The following is a 5395-nucleotide window of genomic DNA, read 5'->3' on the forward strand; positions in this document are numbered from 1 at the left end:
AAGGCGATGGTCACTCTGGCCTGCATTGATCGCTGTTGGCGCGTCGACTTTTCAGACAGAGCCTAAGAACGGTCTTGTATAGGGCTCCACCTACGCTCCAGCCAGCCACCACCAAGGGCCTTGTAGAGGGTGACCTGGGTGTTGAGCTGGTTGAGCCGGTCGGTGATCAGCTGCTGCTGGGCGCTGTACAGCGAGCGCTGGGCGTCGAGTACCGTGAGGTAGTTGTCGATGCCCTGGCGATAGCGCAGGTTGGCCAGGTCGTAGTACTCCTGGCTGGCCTGCACCAGGTCCTGCTGGGCCTGCAGCTGGTCGTCGTAGGTGCCCTTCGCCGCCAGGGCATCGGCCACCTCGCGGAAGGCGGTCTGGATCGACTTCTCGTAGGTGGCGACGTTGATGTCCTTCTGGATCTTGGCCGCATCCAGGCTGGCCTTGAGACTGCCGGCCGTGAAGATCGGGATGTTGATGCTCGGCGAGAAGGTCCAGTAGCCGGAGCCGGCGTCGAACAGGCCGTTCAGGTCCCGGCTGGCCGTGCCGCCCTGGGCGGTCAGGCTGATGCGCGGGAAGAAGGCGGCCCGGGCCGCGCCGATGTTGGCGTTGGCAGCGCGCAGCTGCAACTCGGACTGGAGGATGTCCGGACGCTTCTGCAGGAGATCCGACGGCAGATTGGCCGGCAGGTCGGCGAGCAGATCGGTGCCGTCCAGCCCCTTGCTCTGCGGCAGCTCCGCCGGGATCGAGGTACCCAGCAGCAGGGCCAGGGCATTGCGATCCTGGGCCACCTGGCGGGTGTATTGCGCCAGATTCGCCCGCGCCCCTTCCAGGGCGGTGCGCGACTGGCGCAGGTCCAGGCCGCTGGCCACGCCGTTCTCCACGGTCTGGCGGGTCAGGTCGTAGGAGCGCTGATAGGCCGCCAGGGTCTCGCGGGTCAGTTGCAGCATGCGCTGGTCGGTGAGCCAGGCGTAGTAGGCGTTGGCCACTTCCGAGACCAGCGAGATCTGGGTGCTGCGGCGTCCTTCGCTGGTGGCGAAGTAGTTGAGCAGCGCCTGCTCGCTGAGGCTGCGCAGGCGACCGAAGAGGTCCAGCTCATAGGAGGTGAACCCCAGGGTCACGCTGTACTGGCTGCTGATGCTGCCACCACCGCCGCCACCCGCGCCATTGGCGCTGTTGCCGGCGAGCAGTTCGCGAATGGCGGAGACCTGGCTCAGGTCCTCCGGCTGGCGGGTACGGGTCCCGGTGCCGCTGACCGCGATGTCGGGAAACAGCTCGGCGCGCTGCACGCGGTATTGCGCCTGGTAGAGGCGCACGTTCAGCGCGGCCTGGCGCAGGTCGCGGTTGTTGTCCAGCGACAGCTGGATCAGCTGCTGCAGCGCCGGGTCGCGATAGAAATCGCGCCAGCCGATGTCGGCCGCCTGCTGGTCGCGATTGACCGTCAGGGCATCGTAGGCCTGGCCATGGGGCCAGGCGTTCTCCACCGGCGCATTGGGTCGCTGGTAATCGGGGATCAGGCTGCAGCCGGACACGGCCAGCATGCCCACGACCACCGCCAAGACAGACTTCTTCATATCAGTGTCCTTCCTTGCCATGGGCTTCCTGGTCCTTGGTGGCCTTGTCCTTGAACAGGCTGCTGACCACCACGTAGAACATGGGAATCCAGAAGATCGCCAGGATCGTGGCGGTGAGCATGCCGCCGATCACGCCGGTACCCACGGCGTGCTGACTGCCGGAGCTGGCACCCGAGGAGATCGCCAGGGGCACCACGCCCAGGATGAAGGCCATGGAGGTCATGATGATGGGGCGCAGGCGCATGCGCGAGGCTTCCACCGCCGCATCGACGATGTTCTTGCCGCCCTCGTGCAGCTCCTTGGCGAATTCCACGATCAGGATGGCGTTCTTCGCCGCCAGGCCGATGGTCGTCAACAGACCGACCTGGAAGAAGACGTCGTTGGCCAGACCGCGGAAGTAGGTGGCCAACAGCGCACCGATGACGCCCAGTGGCACGACCAGAAGCACCGCGATCGGAATCGACCAACTCTCGTATAGCGCCGCCAGGCAAAGGAACACCACCAGCATCGACAAGGCATAAAGCGCCGGTGCCTGGGAGCCGGACAGACGCTCCTCGTAGGACAGACCAGTCCAGGCGATACCCACGCCCTGCGGCAGGTCCTTGGCCATGCGCTCGATCTCGGCCATGGCATCACCGGTGCTGTAGCCAGGCGCCGCGGACCCGAGGATCTCCAGCGAAGAGATGCCGTTGTAGCGCTCCAGCTTGGGCGAGCCGTAGATCCACTCGCCGCGAGCGAAGGCCGACACCGGCACCATCTCGCCCGAGCCGTTGCGCACGTACCACTTGTTGAAGTCCTCGGGATTCATCCGTGCGCTGGCTTCGCCCTGCATGTACACCTTCTTCACCCGACCACGGTCGATGAAGTCGTTGATATAACTGGAGGCCCAGCCGCTGGACAGCGTCTGATTGACATCGCTCTGCGACAAACCGAGCGCACGCACCTTTTCGTCGTCGACGATGAGTTTGAACTGCGGCTCGTCGTTGAGACCATTGGGTCGGGTCTGCATCAGCTTGGGATTCTGCGCAGCCATGCCGAGCAACTGATTGCGTGCGGCCATGAGCGCCTCGTGGCCAATACCGCCGTTGTCCTGCAGATAGAAGTCGAAACCAGTGGCGTTGCCCAGCTCCATGACCGCAGGGGGAACCACCGCAAAAATTATTGCGTCCTTGACTTGGGATAGATACCCCATGGATCGCCCTGCAATAGCTCCGGCGCTATCTTTCGGATCGCTCCGCTCTTCCCATGATTTAAGTTGAATGAATCCTAGCCCCGAGCTCTGACCGCGACCGGCGAAGTTGAAACCGTTGACGGTGAACATAGATTTTATACCAGGCTCATTTTTCATCATCATTTCGCGCATGGTGTCGAGCACCTTCTGCGTCCGCTCGGCACTGGAGCCCGGCGGCGTGGTGACCTGGGCGAAGATCACGCCCTGGTCCTCTTCCGGCAGGAAGGACGACTGGATGCGGGTGAAGAGGAACACCATGACGCCGACGATCAGCAGGTACAGCAGCAGGAAGGGCACCTTGTGCCGGATCACCGCGGCCACGCTGCGCTCGTAGCGGTGCTGACCGCTCTCGAACTTGCGGTTGAACCAGCCGAAGAAACCGCGCTTCTCGTGGCGCCCCTGCTTGACCGGCTTGAGCAGGGTGGCGCACAGCGCCGGGGTCAGGATTAGGGCCACCAGCACCGACAGCACCATCGAGGAGACGATGGTGATGGAGAACTGGCGATAGATCACCCCGGTCGAGCTGCTAAAGAAGGCCATGGGCACGAACACCGCTGACAGCACCAGAGCGATACCGACCAGGGCGCCCTGGATCTGCTCCATCGACTTACGGGTCGCTTCCTTAGGCGAGAGCCCCTCCTCGGCCATCACCCGCTCGACGTTTTCCACCACCACGATGGCATCGTCCACCAGCAGGCCGATGGCGAGCACCATGCCGAACATGGTCAGGATGTTGATGGTGAAACCGGCGGCCAGCAGCACCGCGAAGGTGCCCAGCAGCACCACCGGCACGGCGATGGTGGGAATCAGGGTGGCCCGGAAGTTCTGCAGGAACAGGAACATCACCAGGAACACCAGCAGGATCGCCTCGCCCAGGGTCTTGACCACCTCATGGATAGAGGCGGTGACCACCGGGGTGGTGTCATAGGGATAGACCACCTCCATGCCCGGCGGCATGAACGGCTTGAGGCGTTCGATGGTGGCGCGGACCGCCTTGGCGGTGTCCAGGGCATTGGCGCCGGTGGCCAGACGCAGCGCCATGCCGGCGGCCGGCTTGCCATCAAATTGCGCGAACGTGGAATAATTCTCGCCCCCCAGTTCCACCCGGGCCACGTCACGCAGGCGCACCTGGGCACCGCTCTGGTCGACCTTGAGGAAGATCTTGCCGAACTCCTCGACGCTGGTCAGGCGGGTCTTGCCAATGATGGTGGCATTGAGCTGCTGCCCCGGGACCGCCGGCAGGCCGCCGAGCTGACCGGAGGCGATCTGCACGTTCTGGCTCTGGATGGCGCTGCTGACGTCGACCGGGGTGAGCTGGTACTTCACCAGCTTTAGCGGATCCAGCCAGATGCGCATGGCGTACTGGGCACCGAATACCTGGAAGTCACCCACACCTGTGGTCCGTGCGATGGGATCTTGTAAGCTCGAAACAATGTAGTTAGACAGGTCTTCTGCGGTCGCTGAACTATCTTTGGATACCAGACCTACGATCATCAAGAAGTTTCGTTGATACTTTGCGACGCGTATGCCCTGCTGCTGGACTTCCTGCGGCAGGAGCGGCGTCGCCAGCTGCAGCTTGTTCTGCACCTGGACCTGGGCGATGTCGGAGTTGGTGCCCTGGTTGAAGGTCACGATGATGGTCATGCTGCCGTCGGAGTTGGACTCCGAGGAGATGTACCTGAGGTTGTCGATCCCGTTCATCTGCTGCTCGATGACCTGGACCACGGTGTCCTGCACCGTCTGCGCCGAGGCGCCCGGGTAGCTCACCTGGATCGAGACCGCCGGAGCGGCGATGTTCGGGTACTGGTTAATCGGCAGCGTGAGGATCGACAGAATGCCGGCGAGCATGATCACCAGGGCGATTACCCAGGCGAAGATGGGCCGGTCGATGAAGAACTTGGACATCAGGCGCTCCCCTTACTGACCCTGACCCGCCGGCTTCTGCTCGGCGGAGGCGATGTTGCTCGCCGGCTTGGTGGTGACGGTGGCACCCGGCTTGATCTTCTGCAGACCTTCGGTGATGACCTTGTCACCCGCCTTGAGGCCGTCGGTGACCAGCCATTCGGCGCCGACGGTGCGCTCGGTCTTGAGGATCCGCTGCTCGACCTTGCCTTCGCCGTTGACCACCATGGCGGTGGGCTGGCCCTTGAGATCGCGGGTCACACCCTGTTGCGGCACCAGCAGGGCATTCTGGCGCACGCCGGACTGCAGCTCGGCACGCACGAACATGCCGGGCAGCAGCAGCTTGTCGGGGTTGGGGAATTCGGCGCGGATGGTCACCGAGCCGGTGCCCTGGTCCACCGAGACCTCGGCGAACTTGAGCTTGCCGGGACGGCTGTAGGCAGTACCGTCTTCCAGCATCAGCTTGACCTGGGCGGCGTTCTCGCCCTGCACCTTCTGCAGCTGACCGCTGTCCAGCTCGCGGCGCAGGCGCAGCAGATCGGTGGCGGACTGGGTCACGTCGACATAGATGGGATCGAGCTGGGTGATGCTGGTCAGGGCGCTGGTCTGGTCAGCGGTGACCAGGGCGCCTTCGGTCATCATTGAGCGCCCGATGCGCCCGGAGATGGGCGCGGCGACCTTGGTGTAGGCCAGGTTGATCTCG

General features: G+C 63.8%; 3 protein-coding genes. All 3 read right to left on the bottom strand.

Features of this window, described 5'->3' with window-relative positions:
* Nucleotides 1-62: 62 nt before the first annotated feature.
* The gene (locus ACUCV0_RS23865; protein WP_482213910.1) at nt 63-1559 is read right to left on the bottom strand and encodes an efflux transporter outer membrane subunit; all 1497 of its coding nucleotides are present in this window, start codon (nt 1557-1559) and stop codon (nt 63-65) included.
* Between the two features lies 1 nt (nt 1560).
* On the bottom strand, nt 1561-4695 hold the full coding sequence (locus ACUCV0_RS23870; protein WP_482213911.1) for an efflux RND transporter permease subunit: 3135 nt from the start codon (nt 4693-4695) through the stop codon (nt 1561-1563).
* 12 nt (nt 4696-4707) lie between these two features.
* The coding region (locus tag ACUCV0_RS23875; protein WP_482213912.1) for an efflux RND transporter periplasmic adaptor subunit at nt 4708-5395 on the bottom strand (688 nt) is incomplete at its 5' end.

It is taken from the genome of Pseudomonas sp. VMV1, from assembly GCF_056790235.1.

What these genes read in the sequence shown, in the direction of transcription:
- ACUCV0_RS23870 (WP_482213911.1), bottom strand. Translation starts at nt 4,695, where the DNA reads ATGTCCAAGTTCTTCATCGACCGGCCCATCTTCGCCTGGGTAATCGCC.
- ACUCV0_RS23865 (WP_482213910.1), bottom strand. Translation starts at nt 1,559, where the DNA reads ATGAAGAAGTCTGTCTTGGCGGTGGTCGTGGGCATGCTGGCCGTGTCC.